The 23,121-nt window shown below is 40.5% G+C and carries 22 protein-coding genes; 11 read left to right on the forward strand and 11 right to left on the reverse strand.

Features of this window, described 5'->3' with window-relative positions:
• Together EZJ28_RS06045 and EZJ28_RS06050 are read right to left on the reverse strand one after the other, a co-directional pair.
• Positions 1–1,071 carry a hypothetical protein gene (locus EZJ28_RS06045; RefSeq protein ID WP_131395969.1) on the reverse strand — a complete coding sequence of 357 codons (1,071 nt, stop codon included), beginning with the start codon at positions 1,069–1,071 and terminating at the stop codon, positions 1–3.
• Positions 1,064–1,852: a DUF6090 family protein gene (locus tag EZJ28_RS06050; RefSeq protein ID WP_131395971.1), complete on the reverse strand. Its 789-nt coding sequence runs from the start codon at positions 1,850–1,852 to the stop codon at positions 1,064–1,066. Before EZJ28_RS06050 ends, EZJ28_RS06045 begins: the two co-directional genes overlap by 8 nt.
• A 226-nt stretch (positions 1,853–2,078) precedes the next feature.
• Between EZJ28_RS06050 and EZJ28_RS06055 the strand changes: the two genes are divergently transcribed.
• Complete coding sequence (locus EZJ28_RS06055; protein WP_131395973.1) at positions 2,079–3,710, forward strand: amidohydrolase; 1,632 nt, start codon at positions 2,079–2,081, stop codon at positions 3,708–3,710.
• Between the two features lie 37 nt (positions 3,711–3,747).
• Positions 3,748–4,680 carry a peptidylprolyl isomerase gene (locus EZJ28_RS06060; protein WP_131395975.1) on the forward strand — a complete coding sequence of 311 codons (933 nt, stop codon included), beginning with the start codon at positions 3,748–3,750 and terminating at the stop codon, positions 4,678–4,680.
• Positions 4,681–4,758: 78 nt separating this feature from the next.
• On the opposite strand, the gene EZJ28_RS06065 is transcribed toward EZJ28_RS06060, so the two are convergent.
• Together EZJ28_RS06065 and EZJ28_RS06070 are read right to left on the reverse strand one after the other, a co-directional pair.
• The gene (locus tag EZJ28_RS06065; protein WP_131395977.1) at positions 4,759–5,403 is read right to left on the reverse strand and encodes a peroxiredoxin; all 645 of its coding nucleotides are present in this window, start codon (positions 5,401–5,403) and stop codon (positions 4,759–4,761) included.
• A gap of 96 nt (positions 5,404–5,499) precedes the next feature.
• On the reverse strand, positions 5,500–6,057 hold the full coding sequence (locus tag EZJ28_RS06070; protein WP_131395979.1) for a thioredoxin family protein: 558 nt from the start codon (positions 6,055–6,057) through the stop codon (positions 5,500–5,502).
• 76 nt (positions 6,058–6,133) lie between these two features.
• Here EZJ28_RS06070 and EZJ28_RS06075 point away from each other — a divergent pair, with 76 nt between their 5' ends.
• Positions 6,134–6,472, forward strand: a complete 339-nt coding sequence (locus EZJ28_RS06075; protein ID WP_131395981.1) for a tRNA-binding protein — start codon at positions 6,134–6,136, stop codon at positions 6,470–6,472.
• Here the strand turns inward: EZJ28_RS06075 and EZJ28_RS06080 are convergent, their stop codons facing one another.
• From EZJ28_RS06080 to EZJ28_RS06100, 5 genes are all read right to left on the reverse strand, one after another.
• Positions 6,473–7,180: a TrkA family potassium uptake protein gene (locus EZJ28_RS06080; RefSeq protein ID WP_131395982.1), complete on the reverse strand. Its 708-nt coding sequence runs from the start codon at positions 7,178–7,180 to the stop codon at positions 6,473–6,475. It abuts the gene before it with no gap.
• A 4-nt stretch (positions 7,181–7,184) separates the two neighbouring features.
• Entirely contained in the window at positions 7,185–8,888 is a 1,704-nt protein-coding gene (locus EZJ28_RS06085) for a TrkH family potassium uptake protein (RefSeq protein WP_131396716.1), read from the reverse strand.
• Positions 8,889–9,127: 239 nt separating this feature from the next.
• The gene (locus tag EZJ28_RS06090) at positions 9,128–11,644 is read right to left on the reverse strand and encodes a M14 family metallopeptidase (RefSeq protein WP_131395984.1); all 2,517 of its coding nucleotides are present in this window, start codon (positions 11,642–11,644) and stop codon (positions 9,128–9,130) included.
• A 78-nt stretch (positions 11,645–11,722) separates the two neighbouring features.
• A complete protein-coding gene (locus EZJ28_RS06095; protein ID WP_131395986.1) occupies positions 11,723–12,109 on the reverse strand; it encodes a PUR family DNA/RNA-binding protein in 387 nt (128 codons plus the stop codon).
• Between the two features lie 73 nt (positions 12,110–12,182).
• Positions 12,183–13,940, reverse strand: coding sequence for an ABC transporter ATP-binding protein (locus EZJ28_RS06100; protein WP_131395988.1), 1,758 nt, complete (start codon positions 13,938–13,940; stop codon positions 12,183–12,185).
• A 134-nt stretch (positions 13,941–14,074) separates the two neighbouring features.
• Between EZJ28_RS06100 and EZJ28_RS06105 the strand changes: the two genes are divergently transcribed.
• From EZJ28_RS06105 to yajC, 4 genes are all read left to right on the forward strand, one after another.
• Positions 14,075–15,172, forward strand: a complete 1,098-nt coding sequence (locus EZJ28_RS06105) for a Glu/Leu/Phe/Val dehydrogenase (protein WP_131395990.1) — start codon at positions 14,075–14,077, stop codon at positions 15,170–15,172.
• 88 nt (positions 15,173–15,260) lie between these two features.
• The gene (gene nusB, locus EZJ28_RS06110) at positions 15,261–16,205 is read left to right on the forward strand and encodes a transcription antitermination factor NusB (protein ID WP_131395992.1); all 945 of its coding nucleotides are present in this window, start codon (positions 15,261–15,263) and stop codon (positions 16,203–16,205) included.
• Positions 16,206–16,258: 53 nt separating this feature from the next.
• The gene (locus EZJ28_RS06115) at positions 16,259–16,717 is read left to right on the forward strand and encodes a DUF1573 domain-containing protein (RefSeq protein ID WP_131395994.1); all 459 of its coding nucleotides are present in this window, start codon (positions 16,259–16,261) and stop codon (positions 16,715–16,717) included.
• Positions 16,718–16,725: 8 nt separating this feature from the next.
• Positions 16,726–17,019 carry a preprotein translocase subunit YajC gene (gene yajC, locus EZJ28_RS06120; RefSeq protein WP_131395996.1) on the forward strand — a complete coding sequence of 98 codons (294 nt, stop codon included), beginning with the start codon at positions 16,726–16,728 and terminating at the stop codon, positions 17,017–17,019.
• Between the two features lie 54 nt (positions 17,020–17,073).
• On the opposite strand, the gene EZJ28_RS06125 is transcribed toward yajC, so the two are convergent.
• Positions 17,074–17,676: a YdeI family protein gene (locus EZJ28_RS06125; RefSeq protein WP_131395998.1), complete on the reverse strand. Its 603-nt coding sequence runs from the start codon at positions 17,674–17,676 to the stop codon at positions 17,074–17,076.
• A gap of 11 nt (positions 17,677–17,687) precedes the next feature.
• Entirely contained in the window at positions 17,688–18,935 is a 1,248-nt protein-coding gene (gene pepT / locus EZJ28_RS06130; RefSeq protein ID WP_131396000.1) for a peptidase T, read from the reverse strand.
• A 198-nt stretch (positions 18,936–19,133) separates the two neighbouring features.
• Here pepT and EZJ28_RS06135 point away from each other — a divergent pair, with 198 nt between their 5' ends.
• The 4 genes from EZJ28_RS06135 to EZJ28_RS06150 all read left to right on the forward strand — a co-directional run bounded on the left by EZJ28_RS06135 (position 19,134) and on the right by EZJ28_RS06150 (position 23,070).
• Positions 19,134–20,156, forward strand: coding sequence for a quinone-dependent dihydroorotate dehydrogenase (locus EZJ28_RS06135; protein WP_131396002.1), 1,023 nt, complete (start codon positions 19,134–19,136; stop codon positions 20,154–20,156).
• Between the two features lie 11 nt (positions 20,157–20,167).
• Positions 20,168–20,782 carry a LysE family translocator gene (locus EZJ28_RS06140; RefSeq protein WP_131396004.1) on the forward strand — a complete coding sequence of 205 codons (615 nt, stop codon included), beginning with the start codon at positions 20,168–20,170 and terminating at the stop codon, positions 20,780–20,782.
• 118 nt (positions 20,783–20,900) lie between these two features.
• Positions 20,901–21,764 carry a hydroxymethylglutaryl-CoA lyase gene (locus EZJ28_RS06145; RefSeq protein ID WP_131396006.1) on the forward strand — a complete coding sequence of 288 codons (864 nt, stop codon included), beginning with the start codon at positions 20,901–20,903 and terminating at the stop codon, positions 21,762–21,764.
• Positions 21,765–21,903: 139 nt separating this feature from the next.
• Positions 21,904–23,070 carry a porin gene (locus tag EZJ28_RS06150; RefSeq protein WP_131396008.1) on the forward strand — a complete coding sequence of 389 codons (1,167 nt, stop codon included), beginning with the start codon at positions 21,904–21,906 and terminating at the stop codon, positions 23,068–23,070.
• The last annotated feature ends 51 nt before the right edge of the window (positions 23,071–23,121 follow it).

The raw sequence follows: 23,121 nt of genomic DNA on the forward strand, positions 1-23,121 counted from the left end.
TCAATAAATCAATAAATAACTACTCCTTTTAACCATAAAGCGTTCTTCACATCGCCCGTTCTTATCCATCTGAAAAATGGTGCCTTCAGCCTGACCGAACACTGTAAACTGCCTGGAAGGCAACTCCAAAGTTTCATATATCTCATAATCGAGGTTTAGGCGATGAATGGTAATTAGGTGATCAGTGGCATTATAAATTGGATTGAACTGAAAAAGATCGGCCTGTTTAAGCTCCGTAGTAGTATCCTTACAAGATAATTTTTTCATGGGGTGATAACCCAATTCAGCAAAGGCTTCTTTAATATCCGCAAGACTCCCGGAATGCAGTCTTACAAGTTCCCCCATAACTATGGCCTGGCTGGCTCTTGCCGCGGTAATACTCCGGTTAAGATGGCTATAGTTTCTGCGAAATAATTTCACCCTGGTTTTGTAATTTTTGTCATTTAACGAAAAATCTATGGCCTTTTTTATGCTTAAACTATCGGTGGCAAGGAACCAGGGATAGGAGTCCAACATAAACCGCATAAATTCTTTTTGATTTTCGGAAGCTCTGTTCATATTAACCTTCATATTTGCAACCTGCGCTTGATATGATTTAAGGTGATAAAGCAGCTGTTCGTATTTTTCAGGATATTCGAAACGTTTTTCTAGGATGACTTCAGCAGTTTCCGGTTTAATAATATTTTCTGTTTGATCCCCCATTAAGAGGGCGGCTTCCTGTCGCTGTGAAAACATTGGGAATAACAACTCGTTATTTTCTTTATATGTTTCCTTATTGATTTTACCCTCTTCAATAAGCTGTAAAATGGAATCAGAGGTTATGTAAAATGTATTTAGTATTCTAAAAATATTATATTCACTGTATCCTTTCTGTATTTCTTCTTTTAAATCGGTAATAAGTTCCGCACGTTGCTTTTGGTTGTTCTGTTCATTATTCCAGTTATTAACCTTCAGCGCTATCAAAATCCCGATCACCACTAAAATAATTTCCCCAACAGCATAAATGAGGTATCTGGTGAAACGGTTTTCGCGAAGTAGTCGACGGCGGATATTTCTAAAAAACTTAAGCATTGGAACGAGTTAATTCTGAATCTATTTTTTCAATCAGATCTATAGTAAATTGTAGAAACATTTTCCAAAACCTATTTAATACTAGATGTTTTGCGTAATTATATTTAAGATAATTTCTGCCTTCTATACTCTGAAACTTTTTAATTAGATAGTTACTCTGAATCTCTCTGTTTGGTAGCTCGGGTAGGCTATCGCTTAAAAAATCTATTCCTAAAAGCTCCTGATAGAAAGCATAACTTAGTTCATAATTCTGAGTTAGGCCTAAATCTTCTACCTGGTCTTTCTGGGCTTCACTTATTTGCCAATCTCTCAATCTATTGAAATTTCCCCGGGTTATGTAATAATGATCTTTAATGTCTTTGAACAAACCTTCAAACCCAACTAATCCAACGTATCCCGCATTATTCATAGAAGTGAATGCTTGATCATTAAGGCTGAAATCTCTTAGGTTTCGGTCTATACTCTTATTTAAAAGCGTAGCATCATCTAGAGTATAATTGATTTCGGATAGTACTTTTTTATCTAATTTTATCTGTTCCTCTAAGAACTTAATTTGGCCTACTAGTAGAATTGTATCCTTGACTAAATCTTCCCGAATTTCCAGTATGAATTCTCTGGAAGCCTGAATTTCTTTCTGAGTTTCATTCCAATTGTTTATCTGCAAGGCAATTAATATCCCAATCACTACTAATATTATTTCGCCAATAGCATAAATCAGATACCTGGTGAATCTATTTTCACGATGCAGTTTACGGCGGATATTTCTGAAGAATTTGATCATTGCATTTCGTTCAGTAAAAAGAAGCTCAGGTAGGGCGAATTTCCTGTTTAAACGGTTACGGATAATTTAAATGTACAAAAAACTGAATATCAGCAGGATAAAATTTTTATCCGAAGAAAATTTTGACCAGATCTGGACTGGTATACAAGTGTAATTTGATCATCTACTAGAAGAATTTTTCTTTTCCGTTGAAAAATCGGAATTTGAGGCACTTAAACTTAGATACATGAAAAGAATATTTACGTTAATAATTCTATGTGCCATCTTGATTTCCTGCGGGAATCAAAAAGAGCAGGCAGATCTTCTGGTCTTTAATGCCAAAATTTACACCGTTAATGAGGCTTTTGAAATGGCTGAAGCCTTCGCTGTCAGGGATGGTAAATTTCTCGAAATTGCTCCTATAGATGCCTTACGGGAAAAATATGAATTCACCGAAGAGGTAGACGCTCGTGGTAAGGCTGTCTATCCTGGCCTTATTGATGCCCATGCTCACTTTTACGGCCTAGGAATGCAACAACAGCGTGTAGATGTTACTGGAACTAAAAGTTTTGAGGAGGTCGTAATGAAAGTCGTGGAGTTTCAACAGAAGAATCGCGTAGATTTTATTGTAGGACGCGGCTGGGACCAGAATGACTGGGAGATCAAGGAATTCCCGGTGAAGGATACACTTGACCGCCTATTTCCGGATACCCCTGTTGCTCTTACCAGGATAGATGGTCATGCCATGCTTGTGAACCAGGCTGCACTTGATGCTGCGAATATTACTGCTGAAACTAAATTCGAAGGAGGGGATATCGAGCAAAAAGACGGTAAACTCACCGGAATCCTGGTAGATAATCCTATGATGCTCATCGAAAAGATCACCGATGATGTTGACCTTGATACCCAGGCGGAAGCGCTGCGTGATGCCCAGGCGATCTGTTTTGGTTACGGACTAACCACCGTGGATGATGCAGGGATAGACAGGGAAGTAATTGAACTAATAGATAGCCTTAACAATTCAGACGAGTTGAAGATCAGGATCTATGCTATGATAAGTAATACTAAAGAGAACCTGGATCATTATCTTGATAAAGGACCTTATAAAACAGACCGACTAAACGTTCGTTCGGTAAAATTCTATGGTGATGGTGCGCTTGGATCAAGAGGAGCAGCTCTAAAAGCTGAATACTCCGACAGGCCAGGGCATTTTGGAGCCTTGCTTTCTCCGGTTTCAGAGTTTAAGGAAACGGCAGAGAGAATAGCGAAAACCGAATTTCAAATGAACACGCATGCTATTGGAGATTCTGCGAATTATCTTGTTTTGAAAACCTATGATTCACTTCTAAGCTCGGGAGAAGACCGTAGATGGAGAGTAGAACATTCGCAGGTGATAGATTCATCAGATTTTCATTATTTCAGTAAGAATATCATCCCTTCCGTTCAGCCAACACATGCGACAAGCGATATGTACTGGGCTGAAGAGCGATTGGGAGCAGAACGTATCAAAGGCGCTTACGCCTACAAGAAATTACTGGACCAGGCTGGTATTGTAGCTTTAGGAACTGACTTTCCTGTGGAACAGGTGAATCCGTTCCTCACTTTTTACGCGGCTGTAGATCGCCAGGATACCGATAATTTTCCTGAAGGCGGATTTATGAAGGACCAGGCCCTGAGTAGGGAAGAAACTTTAAAAGGCATGACCATCTGGGCGGCCTATTCCAATTTTGAAGAAGACGAAAAAGGAAGTATCGAACCCGGTAAATTTGCCGATTTCGTGATCCTTGATCGCGATATTATGGAAGTAGAGATAGATAGCGTACCCGAAACCAAAGTACTGTACACTTTTGTGAACGGGGAGCAGGTGTATAAAAATTAAACTGGGTATCTTTGCACTTTATCAAAAATTCAATAAAATGAACGACGGATTATATGCAAAATTCCATACTTCAAAAGGAGAGATCCTGGTGGAGCTGGAATATGAAAAAACTCCCGGTACGGTAGGCAATTTTGTGGGCCTTGCCGAAGGGAAAATAGAAAATGAACCTAAGGAAAAAGGGGAGCCTTATTATGACGGTTTGAAATTTCACCGCGTAATACCCGATTTTATGATCCAGGGAGGTGATCCACAGGGAACCGGAGCCGGCGGACCCGGATATAAATTTGATGATGAGATCCATCCGGACCTGAAGCACGACGCTCCTGGGAAATTATCTATGGCCAATGCAGGACCTGGAACCAATGGTAGTCAGTTCTTTATCACTCATGTAGAAACCCCATGGCTGGATGGGAAACATACCGTTTTTGGAAATGTTGTTGAAGGCCAGGACGTAGTTGATAAGATACAACAGGGAGATAAAATTGAAAAGCTTGAGATCATCCGTGAAGGAGCTGAAGCCGAAAGTTTTAATGCTGAAAAGGCATTTGAGGAATTCAATGCTGAAAAAGCCAAAAGAGAAGAGGAAGCGAAGAAGAAAGCTGAAGAGGAATTGGATAAACTTGCCGCAGGTTTTGAGAAAACCCCAAGCGGACTTCGTTATAAGATCATTCAAAAAGGTGATGGTAAGAAAGCCGAAAAAGGGAACAGTGTTTCCGTTCATTATAAGGGGCAGTTAGCCGATGGAACGGTATTCGACTCTTCATATAAAAGAAATCAGCCTCTAGAATTTCCAATTGGGGTAGGACATGTGATTCCGGGTTGGGATGAAGGAATCCAGTTACTTCAGGTTGGTGATAAGGCCAGGCTTGTGATCCCTTCAGATCTTGCTTATGGAGAAAGAGGAGCAGGAGGAGTTATTCCTCCAAATGCGGTCCTCATCTTTGATGTGGAACTGATGGATGTAAAATAACAGAGCACTGGATTATTAATAAAAAACGCGCTGAGAAATCAGCGCGTTTTTTATTTGATTAGAACCTCCACAAAGGGATTATTTCTTCAATTCCGGCTGAGGTGTCATCCTTAGATAGGGCTTCACAGTTTTATATCCTTTAGGGAACATCTTATCTGCTTCTTCGTTAGTTACTGACGGGCTTATCACCACATCTTCTCCATTCTTCCAGTTAGCGGGAGTCGCAACTTTGTTATAAGCGGTTAACTGGAGGGAATCGATCACCCTTAAAAGTTCGTCAAAGTTCCTTCCGGTACTGGCAGGATAGGTGATCATAAGTTTAATTGTTTTATCAGTTCCTATCACATAAACCGATCTTACCGTAAGAGTGTCATCTGCTTTAGGATGTATCATACCGTAGAGGTTAGACACTTTCCTGTCCTCGTCGGCGATAATCGGAAAATTTACCGTAGTGTTCTGGGTTTCATTGATGTCTTTTATCCAGCCTTTATGAGATTCCAGGCCGTCAACACTAAGCGCTAAAACTTTCACATTGCGTTTCTCGAATTCCTTTTTATAGTTGGCCACCGTTCCCAGTTCTGTAGTGCAAACCGGGGTATAATCGGCAGGATGGGAGAATAGGATTCCCCAGCTGTCTCCCAGGTAATCATAAAAATTGATCTTTCCTTCCGAAGTTTCGGCATCAAAGTTTGGGGCTTTGTCTCCTAATTTCAACTCACTCATAATCAATAATATTTAGTTGTTAAATAAACCTATTAAATCTATAGGTTAATAAAAGTAATGAAAATTAATTCCCGTAAACTTTAAGAATAGGTTAAATTAATTCTTCCACTTAATATTGCAACCTATGCTTGGTTTTTGTATAGGTGATACTTTTCTATTATTCAGCACCGCATCCATGGCTTCACGAAGGTCCCTGCCATTTGGATGCAAACCGTTTCCAGGCCGGCTATCGTCCAGCTGACCGCGATAGATAAGTTTTAATTCATCATCAAAAAGATAAAAATCGGGTGTGCAGGCGGCATCATATGCCCTGGCAATTTCCTGGGTTCCGTCAAAAAGATATGGAAATGAATACTGGTGCTTGGCCGCCACTTCTCTCATCTTTTCAGGACGGTCTTCAGGATAGTTTTCAATATCGTTACTCATTATAGCCACAGAACCAAAACCAAGAGCGCGATAATCGTTTGCCAGGTGAACTATTTCTTCATTCACATGCTTTACAAAGGGACAGTGATTACAAAGAAACATTACCAGCGTGCCACGTTCACCACGTACATCCTCCAGGGTGTACAGGTGTTCGGTAATAACGTCCATTAGTTTAAAGTCCGGCGCCTGGGTTCCAAGCTCGATCATATTTGAAGCAGTACGTGCCATCTTTTTTTATAAAATTAAATATTAAAGCCGAATTAATGCCGAATATTCTCTATTTTGATCCTTCTAAAATCCTATTATGGAAGAGATCGAATGGAATGATTTCGAAAAAGTAGAGATGAGGGTAGGGACAATAATTTCTGCTGAAGCATTTCCCGAAGCACGGGACCCGGCTTATAAGCTTAAAATAGATTTTGGCGATGAGGTGGGAGAAAAATCGTCTTCGGCCCAGATCACCCGTCGCTATACTCAGGAAGAACTATCCGGAAGGCAGATAATAGCCGTAGTAAACTTTCCGGCCAAAAGGATTGCGGGTTTTAAGAGTGAATGCCTTGTGCTTGGTGTTATGGGGGAAGAGAAGGATGTGGTGTTGCTCAGCCCCGATCAAAAAGTACCCAATGGTTTGCGCATAGGCTGATCATATTTCTTTTTTGAATTTTCGGTGATGTTCCAGCAGGTGTTTTATGTCTTTGTTATGTCCATACAACACCATGATATCTCCCTCAGATAATCTGGTGTCTGCCCGGGCAATACCCTGAACAGTGGTGCGATCTTTGTCCACGTCCATATCATTCTTTTCGCTTGTCACTTTCAAGGTGGTAAGTACGATGATATTAAATTCATCTTTTATCCCCAGTTCCTTTATGGATTTTCCATCATATTCCTTAGGAATCTTTGTCTCTACAATGCTGTAATTACCATCCAGTTCAAAGCTGTCTACCACTCCTTCCAGGTTGAGCATTTTAGCCCATCTTTCGGCGGTTTCTTCTTCCGGGTGTATTATCTCGTGTATTCCCATTGCTTCCAGAACGGTCTTTTGAAGAGGATCCACCACCCGGCCAATGATTCTCTTCACCTTCTTCTTCTTCATAAGTGCTCCTGCCATGATGTTGGCTCCGGTATCTTCTCCTATGGCGATTATCACGACATCCACATCCTTTAAGGGAAGATTTTCAACTGCATCAGGATCTGTCGCGTCCAGGTTTATAGCATGCGTAATTTTCTCCTTGATGTTCTCTATCTTGCTTATTCGGACGTCTACGCCTATCACCTCATTTCCCATTTCGGTTAGTTTTTCGCCCAGCGCCGATCCAAATTTCCCCAAACCAATGATTATGTACTTCATTTTCTTAATTGATTAAGATTTCGTCTTTAGGATAGCGATAGTTAAGATGTCTTACTCTCCTCAACATCGCTATCATTATTGTTAGCATACTTACCCTTCCAATGAACATGGTAAAGATGATAACCACCTTTGATGCCTCTGAAAGATCTCCGGTAATTCCGGTGGTTAAGCCTACGGTACTGTATGCAGAGAAGGCTTCAAAAGCTATGCTTAATAAGGTTTTATCACTGTCAAAAGAAGCGATTAGGAATATGGAAGTTCCTATCACCAGTAAAGATAATGTTATGATCGCAAATGCTCTTCTTACGGTGGATTGGGATATCTCTCGTCTATGATATTCAATCCTGTTCTTTCCCTGTGCCAGGCTGAAGAAATTAAGTGTGGCCACAGCAATGGTACTAGTTTTGATTCCACCTCCCGTTGAGGCCGGGGAAGCACCTATCCACATGAGTAGAAAAATGATCATCATGGTACTAAAATTCAGGGCACCTGTATCTACCGTATTAAAGCCTGCGGTACGGGGAGTTGCCGCTCCAAAAAAGGAGGTTACGATTTTTCCGAACCAATTATGTTCAGCAAGGGTATTGTTATATTCGAAAAAATAAAAGACCGTTGTACCCAGGATCAGCAGAATGGTGGTGGTGATCATTACCAGACGTGTGTTCAGATTGATCACCCAGGGGGAATGTACAGATGGCTTTTTGTTAGTGAAGTTTACTATACTGTTCTTGAATAAATAGATAACATAGCGATAAAGGTTGAGTAGAATAGGAAAACCTATTCCGCCAAGAAGAAAAAGAAAAGCAATGATCAGATGCAATGGGTAATTGAAGCGAAATGCCGGATCATATAGACTGTGTTCAAGAGTTGAAAAACCCGCATTGCAGAAACCACTTACGGCATGAAATACCGAAAAGAATAATCGGTCTGAAATCTCAGCGATCTCAGTTTTACTGAGGCTGAAGTATATTAGAATAAATCCCAGGAATTCTACAATTACGGTGATAGAAAGTATCTTTTTCAGGACTCCCAGAACTTCTCCTATCTTTTCCGAATTTGTAACGTCTTTCAGCATGATCTGATTCTCATAGGAGGTCTGTCCTCTGAAAAAGTAACTGAAATAGCTGGCGAATGTCATGATTCCCAGTCCGCCAAGCTGCATTAGAATAAGTATGATGGTCTGGCCAAAAACCGTAAAAAAGGACCCGGTATCCACAACTATCAAACCAGTCACACAAACCGAACTTGTGGCTGTAAAAAGGGCATCAAGAAAACTTATATCCCCTACGGTAGCCTTGGGAAGCATTAGTAATGCCGTACCCATCAAAATCAACGAGAGGAAACTGGCAATGAATAACTGGGCCGGATTAAGTAAGGTGCGGTTATATTTGAGTTCGAATGTGGCAAATTCTCTTATAAAGAAGAGCAGAACGGTGATATAGACGAACATCATCTGGTTAAAGAATTCCAGGGGAGGAAAGTTTTCCCGTAAAACGTCGATACGCATCAAAAGTAGTACGCCAAAGAGGATCACGAAGAGCCAGTCAAAGATCATCACTTTAAAGCGATGCTTGAGACTAAAGATGAAATACCTGATAAGGATAGACACCAGGCCGCCGGCCAGTCCCAGGAAGTAAAAATCCCGTAGCATTTCCTCTTCTTTATCCGGATGTTTGAAACCGAGGTCAAAAATGGAAACCAGGATCATGATAAAGCTTAACAGGAATGTAAAGATGCTGAGGTATCTTAAGAACCTCTCGTTCTGTAACCAGCTTTTAAATCCTGAAAATTTCACCTTAGGGTAGTTTTTAGCATGAAGAAGGGTATTTCTTTTAACCCAGAAAGTCCGAAAACAGACTTTCGGACTTTCTGAATCAGCTTAGTCTTTTACAAAGTTATCCAAATTTGATACAAGACTGCTAAAATTTCCCTAAACTATGCAGAGCTTTACATCTCTTTTCCGAAGAAAATAGCGTTCATTAGAAGCTTATTTGTTCCATACCAAAAAGCCCTGAAGTTAGTGTTATCAGTGAAAAGCATAACATCACCTCTGCCAAGGGATTCATGTTTAAATGGCACCGTATTCGCTATCGAATCAAGGTTAGGCTTGCTGATGTATCCGCTTAAAAGTGGTTGCTCTGTATACTGGATAGGATTGTTATAGCTTTGCTCATCAGCTTCCATAAAAATGGTGGTATTTCTGAAAAGCGCGATCTTATCATCCTTATATCCGAATGCAATTGGATGGCTTCTGTCCAGTTTAGCTTCAAAAATTGCACCTCCAATATGCTGGGCGCCTCTGAAATCACCACGTTCCTCAAAACTTACATTCTTAGCGGTAAGCTCGTTCTCTTTTGTTTTGAAATCTATGAAATCATTCTTCTTCATCCAGTTAACCGCATTACGGTAGGCGATAAGCGTACCGCCGGATTTTGCCCAGTCCTTGAGTTTTTTAGCATAGTCTTTTTCAAGACCGCCGCCCCATGAATTAGGAATAATGATATCTGTATACTTTTGGAGATCTGCCCTGTCCAGGTCTTCCACATCCAATTTGGTGATCTTCATGTCATAGCGCTGGTCAAAGAGATGCCAGATCTCTCCCGCATCGTATGAAGTGATAGACCCGCCTACTATAAGGGCCACTTTTTGCGGCTCCAATGCCCTGAACTGGTTGCTTCCAAGATTGATGCCCATGGTCATCCCTGTACCTATGGCTGTGATCTTTACACCGCTATCTTCTGAAATTTCCCTTAGAAATGCATGTAGTTCTTCTTCATCCAGTTTCTGGTTTTGTACGGGGATCATTATGGTTCCATAGCCGTATTTTTTGGAATTCAGGCTGAAGTCTTCCATTGCTACTTTTGCACGCAGACCTTTTTCAAGGATACTGTTCAATGCTTTAGGAGCGAAGTAGTTATTCCAGTCCAGTAGATAAGCATAATCGCTTTGTTCTGGTAGTTCCGCAGAAGGCATTTTTAATTCTTCTATTTTATCACCTGCATTTTTCATAGATGCGTTCTCGGTATAATCAAGATTGAAAGCAAGAGGGAAGGTCCAGGCCGAAATATCATAGAAGAGGCTGTCCTCAAATGTGGTTCTTCTCTCAAACATTGCTTTTATAAGCCTGTGCTGGCGTTGGTTCTTAGGAATTATATACGCCGAACCCTTTTCGAACTGTTCACCATTTTCACTGAAATTGTTCGCCAGTTCATGTACTTCGATCTTATGTCTTTTAAGAATTTCTGCGAGTTTGTATGCACTGGCCGGATCTTTTGAGTTTCCAAAAGCATACGCGCCATTTTCAGCAGATTGTCTCGCGTTTTTAAAGAAATCCCGCTGATAGTTAAGGAGATCTGTTCTCATCTTCTGGGCAGCTTCTAAAGTAGATAGTGCCGCGGTGAACTGATTTCTTATAGTGAATGGAAAGGTTAGTATTCCATTATCGGTTTCCTGTGCATGTCCGCGGGAACTTCCCTGTTCGAACAGGATTCCCACACTACCGTTAATATCGGGGAATGTAGATCCTTTGCCGTAGTAGAAGTCATCGTAATTTTCTTCCGTGTAATATAAAGAACCTATCTCATCAAAGGCCGCAGCGTGGTAGGTTCCTATCTCTTTAGTAAGGTCCTGGTTCTGTTGAGGTGTTAGAGGATGGGTTCTTGACGGAATCCCGGGTTGGAAAAAGAAGGTGGAATTGGATCCCATCTCATGATGATCGGTCAGGATATTCGGGTACCATTTATGAAAAGTGGCAATTCTAGCTTGAGATTCCGGTAACTGTACCGGTAACCAGTCACGGTTCATATCAAACCAGTAGTGATTAGTCCTTCCGCCAGGCCAGACCTCATTATATTCCCTGTCCTGCGGGTCGGGATTAATATTTTCACTTTTATTGGTATTGGCCCAGTAAGCGAATCTTTGCAGGCCATCGGGATTGAAAGCCGGATCCAGCAGGATCACCGTATTTTCCAGCGCATCTTCAATTTTATCACCCTGTCCTGCAGCCAGATAATAGGCATACAACAGGGCAGCGTTAGAACCGCTGGCTTCATTTCCATGGATGGAGAATCCCTGGTTCACTATTACAGGCATTTCTTTGGTGTTCAGAGATTCTGAATTTTCCTCCACCAGGGCTACGTGATTTTTTCTGATCTCTTCCAGATTCGCAAGATTTTCTTCAGAAGAAATAGTAAGCAGTACAAGTTGGCGACCTTCATAAGTGAAGCCACGATTCTCTATTTGTATTCGCGGTGAGACTTCGGCCAGTTTGTTCATATACATCAACAGCCTGTCGTGGCTCACATGCCATTCACCAGGGATAAAACCAATGACTTCCTGTGGCGTGGGAATTTCCGGGTTATATGTTACGTCCTCAGGGAGGTAGTATTCAAGGCTAAGTTCTTCCTGTTGGGCCTGGGTTAAAGTAATGGTAAAAAGAAAAAAATAGATAAAGAGTCTTTTCATGATTATAATTTTGGAGGGTCTAAGATAAAAAAAACCGTCCTTAAATGGGACGGTTTATAATATCTGGTGTAATTCTGATTAAATATCGTCAAAACTTACGTCAGTAAATTTTTCAGCATTAGAGGAGGTTGAACCTGATTTCTCGGTTTCTTCGGTTTCATACTCCTTTTTAAAGTCTTTTTGATGACGTTCGCTTATAACCTCTTCACCTTTCTCGTTAATAATGAAATCGGTCATTTCCTGAAGAATCTCTCTAAAACCTTCAAAATCTTCCTTGTAAAGATAGATCTTGTGTTTTTTATAATAGAAAGAACCATCATCATTAGTGAACTTCTTACTCTCGGTAATGGTGAGATAGTAATCATTAGCCCTGGTGGATCTCACATCAAAAAAATATGTTCTTCTACCGGCTCTTAAAACTTTAGAGAATATTTCTTCTTTCTCCATCATTCCCTTGTCGCTCATAAATAGATTCTTTAATGGTTTGTTATTGTCGAGACCAAAAATCTAAAAAATTTTAACATCTAACAAAATATTTTCACATTTCTTTTTCATTTAACTGTTTTGCATATAGTTCCTTGTAGTAGCCATCTTCGCTCATCAGCTGCTGATGCGTGCCTTCCTGAACTATCTGGCCGTCTTCAAGGATAATGATCTTATCGGCATTTTTAGCGGAAGAAATACGATGGCTTACAATAATGGTGGTCTTATTTTTTGTGATCTTGAACAGATTGTTAAGGATCTCTTCTTCAGTTTCGGTATCCACGGCCGAAAGGCAATCGTCAAAAAGCAGGATCTCCGGGTCATGAATTATGGCCCTGGCAATAGACACTCTTTGTTTTTGTCCGCCAGAAAGAGTTATTCCTCTTTCTCCCAGGACGGTATCGTAACCTTTGCTGAAGCCCACAATATTTCTGTGTACTGATGCATTTTTAGCGGCTTTGATAATCTCTTCCTCGGTGGCTTCGGTCTTACCGAATTTGATATTGTTTCTTATGCTATCGCTGAAAAGGAAGGCATCCTGTGGTACATATCCAATGCTATTCCGAAGACTTTCCAGATTGAGTTCGTGGATATTCCTCCCGTCAATAAGAATTTCACCATTATCGATATCATAAAGCCTTCCTATGAGTTCAAGGATTGTGGATTTACCAGATCCCGTCTTGCCTATGATCGCAAGGGTCTCGCCTTTTTTAACCCGGAACGAAACATTTTTAAGGGCAGTGATATTAGTATCGTCATAAGTGAAACTTACATTTTTGAACTCTATACTTCCCTTAATGGTATCGGGTTCCTGTTTTGGATTGGTTATTTCGGGTTTTTCGCTTAAGAATTCGTTGATACGTTCCTGTGAGGCTTCTGCCTGCTGCACCAGGGAAGTAACCCATCCAATGGAAGCTACCGGCCAGGTGAGCATATTTACATACAGGATGAACTCAACCATCACATCTATATTTTCTATTTGACCTGAGATGATCTGCCTTCCGCCGACATAGATGACGATTATGTTACTAATCCCAATAAGTAATACCATTAAAGGAAAAAAGAAGGCCTGCACTTTTACCAGGTCTATGTTCTTATCCCTGCTTTTATTGGAAAGCTCGGTGAAGTTTACATTGGTCTGTGGTTCCAGGCCATATGATTTTATTACCGCGATCCCGCTAAAACTTTCCTGTGTGAATGTATTCAGTTTTGAGAGATATTGCTGAACAACCGTACTTCTCTGATGTATGGCCACACTTAGTTTGTAAATGGCAAAAGCCAGAATGGGCAGGGGAATAACCGTGTAAAGAGTCAATTCCGGGGCTGCCTGTATCATGAAGATGAGTACGACCACGGTAGAGGTAAAGGTGGTAACACTATACATAATGGCCGGCCCCAGATATAAGCGAACCTTGGAGACATCTTCGCTTATGCGGTTCATCAGGTCACCGGTTCTGTTTTTTTTATAGAAATTCAGTGATAGTTCCTGATAATGCTGGAAAACCTCGTTCTTCAGATCGTATTCCATATGTCGCGAAACTACAATGAAGGTCTGTCTCATTAAAAATGTAAAGAAAGCGGAGATCAACGTGGTTCCCACTATGAGCAGGATATTGTAAGCCAGTTCACTTTTCACCACAGAGATATCTGTGATCCGGTTGTTAAGATAATCTTCAATCACCACAGTACTCTGACCTATAAGAGGGATATAGTAAATGGCAAATATTCTTGCTGCAATAGTGATTACAAGACCAATAAGCAGCTTCCACTTATACTTAAAGAAATATTTATTGAGATACCGAAGGTTCTTCATTCAGAAATCATTCAAAGTTTGAGGATTGTGCAATTTAACACCTATTTAAGCCCTCTAAATTAAAATATTGTTATTTTTGATGCGGATTTTTTTTGTTATATTTAAAATCCCTAAAAACTAAAAATCAACAAACTATGCAAGTTGACGTTCTAAACGCAAAAGAACTTAAAAAAGCTGCTCCGGTGTTCGGGCAGGTATCGTTCGACGATCATGAACAGATCGTTTTTTGCAACGACAAAGATACAGGTTTAAAGGCAATTATTGGTATTCATAATACGGTTTTAGGGCCTGCGCTTGGTGGGACCCGTATGTGGAACTATACCAGTGAATGGGAGGCTTTGAACGATGTTCTGAGACTTTCACGAGGGATGACCTTCAAGAGTGCTGTGACAGGTTTGAACCTTGGTGGAGGAAAGGCTGTGATCATAGGAGATGCCAAGAAAGATAAGACACCGGAACTCATGAAAAGGTTTGGTGAATTTGTACATTCTCTTGCTGGAAAGTATATCACTGCTGAAGACGTTGGAATGGAAACTTCAGATATGGACACGGTACGGGAGGTTACTCCTTATGTGACGGGAATATCCGAATCTAAAGGTGGTGCCGGTAATCCTTCTCCAATAACTGCTTATGGTGTGTTTATGGGATTAAAAGCTTCTGCCAAATTCAAGTATGGTAATGATAATCTTGAAGGTAAGAAGGTGATGGTTCAGGGGATTGGTCATGTTGGTGAAACCCTTGTTGAATATCTAACCGGAGATGGGGCTGAAGTTTTCATCACCGATATCAATGAAGACCGACTACAGGAAGTAAGTAAAAAATACGGCGCTCATATCTTTACTGAAAGAGATATCTATTCTGCCGATATGGATATCTATGCTCCATGTGCGCTTGGGGCTACGGTTAATGATGATACCATCGAAAGACTTAAGGTTGATATCATCGCCGGTGCGGCTAACAATCAGCTTGCCGATGAAGTGGCTCATGGAGAGATACTTCAGAAAAGAGGAATCGTGTATGCTCCTGATTTCCTTATCAATGCCGGAGGTATTATTAACGTGTACGCCGAGCTTGAGAATTATGACAAAAAGGAGATAATGAGAAAGACAGAGAATATTTATAATACTACCTTAAAAATTCTCGAAAAGGCGGCTAAAGATGATATGACCACTCATTTTGCTGCCTTGCAAATCGCAAAACAGCGAATTGAAGAAAGAAAAAACAGAATTTGAATTAGTCAATTCTAATTAATTGATATTTTTGCAGGGCGAAAGTAAATCACTTTCGCCCTTTTTAATTTCTAAAAGTTCTTTTACAGTTATGTTGACAAGAAGACATATCCGGGTTAAAGTAATGCAGTCGCTTTACGCTTTCAATCAGAGCCAGAATGATAACCTTGCTACCGAAGAGAAATTCCTGCTTAAAAGTATGCAGGAGATGTATGACCTGTTTCTTCTTCAGCTTAGCCTTATTACAGAGATAAGAGAACATGCAGAGACCTATTTAGAAAAATCCCAGCAAAAATACCTCGCTACCAGTGAGGAGAAAGATCCTAACCGCAAGTTTGTGGATAATATGATCTTCCAGGTGCTTAATGAGAATGAAAGTATTCAGAATGCTCTGGAAATTCATAAGATCAATCAGTGGAAGCAGGACGATGAGTACGTTACCATTATCTGGAATGAGATCAGAAATAGTCTGGCTTATGAAGAGTATATGCAAACCAGGGAGAATAGTTTTAAGGAAGATAAGAACTTTATAATTACAATCTTCAAAGAAATAATTGCTCCTAATGACAAATTGTATGAATACCTGGAGGATAAGAAGCTTACCTGGGTGGATGATATGCCACTGGTGAATACTGCAATTCTGAAATTTCTTCAGAAACTAAAGGAAAATACCGGGAAGGAGAAAAAGATAACCCAGCTTTTCAAAAATGAAGAAGATAAGGAATTTGCACTTAAACTCTTTAGAAAAACATATCTCAATGACGAGGAACTTTCCGAAGAAATGCTCGGGAAAACTCCTAACTGGGATAAAGACCGGATCGCCGAGGTAGATATGATCCTGATCAAAATGGCCATTTGTGAATTCCTGAAGTTCACCAGTATTCCGGTAAAGGTTACTATAAATGAATATCTTGAAATCGCGAAGGAATACAGTACACCCAAGAGCAGTATTTTTATTAATGGGGTATTGGATAAACTTTCCAGAGAATATCAGTCCGAAGATAAGTTAAATAAAACGGGTCGGGGGCTCATGTAGTAAAGAATTTTTTATATTTTTATCGATTAGTAATTAAACAAAATAACTTCACCATGAAAAAAGCAATTTTGATGTTTGCAGCAGTAGGGGCGATGCTGTTCACCGGATGTAAAGATAATGCCTCAGATAAGGTTAAGGCCGAGAATGTGGAGACCGCTGCAGAGCGTGATTCACAGGAAACCGTTTATCCTGAAATCACTTTTGAGGAAACTGAATTCGATTTTGGAAACATCGCGAAAGGTACTAACGTAGAGCATGTTTTTAAATTCACTAACACAGGTAAAGCTCCTTTGGTAATCACTAATGCTTCCAGTTCTTGTGGTTGTACCGTACCTACATATCCTAAGAATGAAACTATTAAACCGGGCGAAAGCGGTGAGATGCTTGTAAAATTCAATGGCTCAGGTAATGGACAGGTGACCAAAACAGTTACTGTTACCGCAAATACCGAAACAGGAAAAGAACAAATTAAAATCAAGGCTTTTGTAGAAGCTGAGGAAAACCAGAGCTAAAACATATAATGGATCAATTAACGCAATTTGCACCAATTATTCTGATGTTTGTGGTGGTGTATTTCTTTATGATACGCCCGCAAATGAAAAAAGCTAAACAGGAAAGAAATTTTGCCTCCGAACTTAAAAAAGGAGACCGTATCGTTACCAAGAGCGGAATGCATGGTAAAGTAGTGGATTTTAGCGAAAAGAATAACGCGGTGATAATAGAAACCGGAGCAGGAAAAATAACTTTCGATCGTTCTTCCATTTCGATGGAACTGAGCAAGAAACTAAATGAGCCTGCAAAGGATAAAAAGTAAATCACATTTTTTCTAAAATAAAAAAAAGCAGCTTTTAAGCTGCTTTTTTATTTTCTAACAATTTCTGTACTTATCATGAAGTCCAACCCTACTTTTTATTAATGGGCTTATCTTTTCCAGTCTCTTTAATTTAGTGGTTTCCATTTTTGCTTCAGCAATGTAGTTTGCATATTCTCTTTGTCTGCCCGGAGTGAGACTATGAAAAGCCTCCTTTAAAGCATTATCCTGCTCCATGGCTTTGGCCAGTTGGGACGGAACAGCCAGTTCTTTGTTCCCGGTATCCCTCTCTGGCCTAATCTCTTTTCCTTCCTTTTGATTCTGAATGGCTTCCTGGATATAGGGAAGCAATATGGAAGTGTTTATTTCTTCTCCTTTTTCAAACCTGATTTGTCTTAAGGCTTTGGTCTTTTCTTCCTGGGCATTTATCAAAAGGGCAGTATTGTCTTTTAGAAGTGCTCCGTTAAAGAACCAGAGTGCCGAATGATTTTTAAATGCTCCAACTCCAACCACGTTCTTTCCGTCCAGGGTGTATACCGGGGCACCCCATTTTATCTCCGGTTCTAGTTCGGTAGTAAGGATCATTTCATGCAACTGTCGTAATTCTTCTTCCCAATAGGAATGACAGTTAATATATTCTTCCACATTTTTCACCGGCATGATATTCCAGTTTAAGATTCTTCATATTTTTTGGCGGTAAGTTCAGCAAGTTTCACAATCACTTCAGTGGCTTTCTGCATACTTTCTACCGGAACGTATTCATATTTCCCGTGAAAATTATGTCCGCCTGCAAAGATGTTAGGGCATGGCAGTCCTTTGAAACTTAACTGGGCGCCATCGGTTCCGCCTCGTATAGGTTTGATGATAGGCTTTACATTAACTGCTTCCATAGCTTCCTGGGCCAGTTCAACGATATGCATCACAGGCTCTACCTTTTCCTTCATATTATAATACTGATCTTCTATCTCGATGCTTACACAATCTCTTTCATATTGCGAGCAGATCTCCTTTACCAGATCTGTCATCATTTGTTTACGAGCTTCAAAATGCTCCCTGTCATGATCCCTGATTATATATTCCAGCACCGTTTCTTCAACATCTCCGTTAATGCTTGTAAGATGGAAGAAGCCCTGTCTGCCTTCGGTGTGCTCGGGAGTTTCGAGCCTGGGCAGTGAGTTAATAAAATCCTGGGCGATGTACATGCTGTTCACAAGCTTGTCTTTGGCATACCCGGGGTGCACACTCTTACCCTCTACTCTCACAACAGCCTGTGCTGCGTTGAAATTCTCATATTCGAGTTCGCCAATCTGACTACCATCCATGGTGTAGGCCCACTCGGCTCCGAACTTTTCTACATCAAACTTATGAGCGCCTTTTCCAATTTCTTCATCGGGAGTAAAGCAAATCCTGATCTTTCCATGGGGGATTTCCGGATTATCAACCAGGTATTGCATTGCGGTCATAATCTCCGTGATCCCAGCCTTGTCATCGGCACCTAATAGGGTAGTGCCATCGGTAGTGATAAGCGTTTTCCCTTTATATTGATGCAGGTCTTCAAAATAATCTGGTGAGAGTACAATGTGCTTTTCCTTATTCAATAAGATATCCTTGCCGTCATAATTCTCAATGATCTGTGGATTCACATTGGTCCCCGAAAACTCTGGCGTGGTGTCAAAGTGCGCCACAAAGCCGATTACCGGGACCTCGTGAGCAACATTTGCCGGCAGCGTGGCCATCACGTAGGCGTTCTCATCTATGCTCACTTCGTCCAGGCCTATTTCTTTGAGCTCTTCTACTAATTTATTGGCAAGATCCCATTGTTTTTCGGTACTCGGGGTTGTAGTACCTTTTGGGTCGCTTTGAGTATCGATCTTTACATAACTGATGAATCTATCAATTATATGGTGCTTATTGGTCATTGTCGGTTGGGTTTGTTTTCAAAAATACATATATAGGCCAGTGCTTCAAAGTCTTTTAAGTTTTCATCTGCTAATTTTATTAAATTTTTAAGGAGATCAATTGGGCTTTATTAGTGGCATTGAATAATTGTTGGCTATTTACCAATATTTCCTGCCGTTTTTAGCTAATTCATTTTATTTTTGCACAAACCTTCCAGTATGTACAAATCGCTAATAAGACCTGCGCTATTCAGGTTCGATCCTGAAAAAATACATTATTTCACCTTTGATTTCTTAAAGAAGTTCTGTCGCATCCCCGGTGCGATTTCCTTTTTGAAGTCAAAATTCCAGTTGAATGATCCTCGCTTGGAGAGGGAAGTCTTCGGGCTGAAATTCAGAAATCCGGTAGGACTGGCCGCGGGATTTGATAAGGACGCGAAACTCTTTAAAGAACTTTCAGCACTTGGTTTTGGTTTTATTGAAGTAGGAACGGTTACCCCTAAACCACAGCCGGGGAATGAAAAGAAGAGGATCTTTCGCTTGAAAGCAGACCAGGCGATCATTAACCGAATGGGCTTTAATAATGAAGGGGTGGAAGCTATGGTAAAGCGTTTAAAGAATAATAAAGATGTGCTTATTGGAGGGAACATCGGCAAGAATAAAGTTACGCCGAATGATAAAGCGGCGGATGATTACCTATTCAGTTTTGAGGCGCTATTCGATCATGTGAATTATTTTGTTGTAAATGTAAGTTCTCCCAACACTCCCAACCTGCGAGAACTGCAGGATAAAGAACCGCTAAAAAAACTACTTAATATACTTCAGGAGCGAAATCTTACTAAACAAAAGCCAAAGCCGATTTTGTTGAAAATAGCACCTGATCTTACCGATGAACAATTGATGGATATTATTGAGATTGTTGAGGAAACAAGGATTGCCGGATTGATTGCCACGAATACTACTATTTCAAGAGAAGGGCTGAAATCTGAAAAAAAGGATGAAACTGGCGGGCTTAGCGGAAAACCTCTTACCAGAAGATCTACCGAAGTGATCAGATTCCTGTCCGAAAAAAGTGGTAATGCCTTTCCTATAATCGGTGTAGGAGGTATACATTCTGCTGAAGATGCTATTGAAAAGCTGGAGGCTGGGGCAAGTCTGGTACAGCTTTATACCGGATTTATCTATGAAGGCCCTGCACTTATAAAACAGATCAACGAGAAGATTCTGGAAAAGGGTATGTAAATTGGTTAAAGATGACCGAGCAATTAATCCCTTTTTTGAGTGCTTCCATTTTACTCACCCTTTCCCCGGGCCCCGATATTATCTATGTATTGGTAAGGTCGTTAGCTTATGGATATAAACAGGGGGTGGCCACAGCCATGGGCCTGGTTAGCGGGATTCTGGTGCATACCAGTCTGGTCGCTTTCGGACTTTCGGCAATTATTAAACAATCTGATAGTATATTTCTTATAATTAAGATTTTCGGCGCTGCCTATTTAATTTATCTGGCATATCAGGTCTATAAAAGTGATCCTGAAATCGCATTTTCTTCAGAAGGGGTTAAGAATAAAAGCATGATAAAGCTTTTTAAACAGGGGTTTATAATGAATGTTCTGAATCCCAAGGTTGGGATCTTTTTTCTCGCATTTTTTCCTGGATTCTTGTGGGAACCGGAAGCTGATACCGTGTCTCAGTTCTATATTTTAGGAGTTTTGTTCATGCTGCAGGCTCTTATTATTTTTAGTATTGTAGCAGTGATGGCTGATAAGATCTCAGTCTTTATAAAGTCTCATCCAAGTTCGGGCTGGTTTCTTAAATGGATGCAGGTTGTGATCTTTATTGTGATCGCCATACTTATACTGTTATGATCCTGCCAATTCGTTACAGGATTGGCAATTAAAAAGTGTTGTTGTTCCGCCTTAATTTAATAATATCAATAAATCTTTATTCTTTTTCAATTTTCCCTAAAATATTATCTTTGGGCGTATGCGGAAAATCAAGATGATCGAATGTCCCAGGGATGCCATGCAGGGTATCAGGGAATTCATTCCAACCGAGAAAAAGGTTCAGTATATACAATCTTTATTGCGTTGTGGATTCGATACCGTAGACTTTGGGAGTTTTGTATCCCCAAAGGCCATCCCACAAATGAAAGATACCGCCCAGGTTCTGGAACAGCTTGATCTTTCCAGAACTTCAAGTAAACTTCTCGCAATTGTCGCCAATGTAAGAGGAGCCCAGGATGCTTCGCAATTTGAGGAAATAAATTACCTGGGTTATCCGTTCTCCATTTCCGAGAACTTCCAGATGCGTAATACTCATAAGACAATAGATGAGTCGGTTGAGGTCCTGCAGGAGATACTTAATATTGCTGATGCTGCCGGAAAGGAAGTTGTTGCTTATTTAAGTATGGGCTTCGGAAATCCTTATGGTGATCCATGGAATGTGGAAATCGTGGGGAACTGGACTGAAAAACTTTCTGCAATGGGAGTGAAGATCCTTTCGCTTTCTGATACCGTGGGCTCTTCAACCCCTGATATCATCGATTACCTCTTTTCCAATCTTATCCCAAAATATCCAAATATTGAATTTGGTGCTCACCTGCATACCACTCCTTCTAAATGGCATGAGAAGATAGATGCTGCGTTTAAAGCTGGATGTTCAAGGTTTGATGGCGCCATACAGGGTTTTGGGGGGTGTCCTATGGCTAAGGATGAGCTTACGGGGAATATGCCTTCAGAAAAAATGCTTTCGTATTTTACTTCAGCTAAGGCCGATACGAATATCAAAATGACCAGTTTTGAGTCGGCTTTTAATGAGGCTTCCAAAGTTTTCAATATTTATCATTAATACTTTTTATGGAAATCTGTTATGTTATCTATAAAAATTATTTAAAATTAATCTAAATAAACTTGGCACAGCGAAAAGTCGTTTCTATATTTGCGCTCGATATTCAAACATTATTTTTATCAAGTCTAAATAAGTAAAAATGACTAAGCTCTATTTATCTTTAGCATTTGTATTAGCTACTACTTTATCATTTGCTCAAACTACTCAGGATTCTATCACTTTTGATCCTCAAAAACAACAAAACGCGGCTCAGCGTATTCTATCAGGAAATTATTCAGATGCGGTTACCGTTGGTGCCTATGGAGAGGTTCACTATAACCAGCCGGAAGCCGATAACGGTAAACTGGATGTCCACAGACTGGTTATGCTCTTAGGATACCGCTTCAACGACAAAGTGCAGTTCTTTTCAGAAATCGAATTTGAACACGTAGAGGAAGTGTATGTAGAACAGGCCTTCGTTAATTATAATATTGCTAATAATGTGAATCTTCGTGCCGGTCTTATGCTGGTACCCATGGGAATCATAAACGAATACCACGAACCAACAACTTTTAACGGAGTTGAAAGACCGGGTGTAGATGGAGCTATCGTTCCTTCAACCTGGAGAGAAATTGGGGTAGGAGTATTGGGAAGGATCAACAGCGCTTCTCTTTCTTACCAGGCATATATTTTTAACGGATTCAAATCTACCGATGCTGATGGGAACGGCCTGATTGGTGGATCCAGCGGTCTTCGTGGCGGACGTCAAAAAGGTATCGAATCTACCATTAATAAGCCGAACCTTTCAGCTAAACTGGATTATTACGGGATACCGGGTCTTCGCCTTGGATTGTCTGGTTACTTCGGAAGAACCCAGGCTGATGATGAGATCGATCATGTTGATGGCGCCGATGTTGGGATCGCCATGTTAGGTCTTGACGCGAGATATGCGTATAAAAGATTTACGGCAAGAGGTCAGTTTATCCAGGCCGGGCTGAATGACACCCAGGCTTATAACGAGCTAACGGGACAGAACCTTGGAAGCGAACTTCAGGGATGGTATGTTGAAGGAGCCTATAACCTTTTACCACTTAGAAATGAACAAAAATTGTTTGCTTTTACAAGGTATGAGCAGTACGATACTCACGCCGATGTTGAAGGTAGTCTGGTACAGAATAATGCCTATAATAGAAATGATATTACTATGGGGCTAAGCTATCACGTGGCTCCTGGTGTTGTCTTTAAAGGGGATTATCAGATAAGGGACAACGATTCTGATGCTGAGGTTCCTAACCAGCTTAATTTAGGAGTTGGAATATGGTTCTAAGAAACCAAATATAAAATGGGTAAGGTCAGGATAGTTTCTCGCTATCCTGAC

Origin of the sequence: Gramella sp. KN1008 (assembly GCF_004332155.1) — a bacterium.
Classification (GTDB): domain Bacteria; phylum Bacteroidota; class Bacteroidia; order Flavobacteriales; family Flavobacteriaceae; genus Christiangramia.